The sequence below is a fragment of the Myxococcus llanfairpwllgwyngyllgogerychwyrndrobwllllantysiliogogogochensis genome (genome assembly GCF_006636215.1).
Lineage (GTDB): Bacteria > Myxococcota > Myxococcia > Myxococcales > Myxococcaceae > Myxococcus > Myxococcus llanfairpwllgwyngyllgogerychwyrndrobwllllantysiliogogogochensis.
This window is the reverse complement of record NZ_VIFM01000618.1, coordinates 1-606: the sequence shown is the minus strand read 5'-3', so window position 1 is coordinate 606 and position 606 is coordinate 1. Positions and strand designations below refer to the sequence as shown.

Here is a 606-nt window from a genome sequence, read left to right as displayed (position 1 = left end):
GCAGAGGCTACGCTGCGCGACGAAAACGATGTGACGGTGGTCGAGGGAAGTGCAGGTGCTGGAAAAACGTTCACCATGGCTTCTGTGGCTAGGGCGTACGAACGAAATGGATATCGGGTAGTTGGATTAGCCACTGCTTGGACAGCAGCCCAGAACCTGCAACAGGACGCTGACCTGGATGAGGGCGTTGCCATCACGGGCTGGCTCAACTCTGTGCGCAAGGGTGAGACATCGATCGGCAAAAAAACTCTTCTGATCGTGGACGAGGCCGGGGTGGTATCTGCCCAGCAAATGCGGGACGTGCTTGACGTCGCACATAGAGCGGGGGCAAAGGTAGTCCTCCTCGGCGATACGAAGCAGCAAAAATCCGTGGGGGCTGGTGCTGCACTTCAGCCCATTGCCGACAAGCTTGGTTCGCACCGTCTGGACGAGATCCGCCGGCAGCATCGCATCGAGGAACGGGAGGCTGTGAAGCAGTTGTTCGATGGCCATGCTGCTGAGGCCTTGAAGACCTTTGCGAAGCGCGAAGGTGGCATCAACGTCGTGCGCGGCGCCGATGAAGAGGTAAACGAGGCCCTGGTGAACGCTTGGTCGAACAGCCGCTCT

The 606-nt window shown here is 58.9% G+C and carries 1 protein-coding gene; it reads left to right on the top strand.

The window, feature by feature from the left end:
• Positions 1–606, top strand: a 606-nt coding sequence (locus FJV41_RS49655; protein WP_141649559.1) for an AAA family ATPase, incomplete at both ends; no start/stop codon positions are given.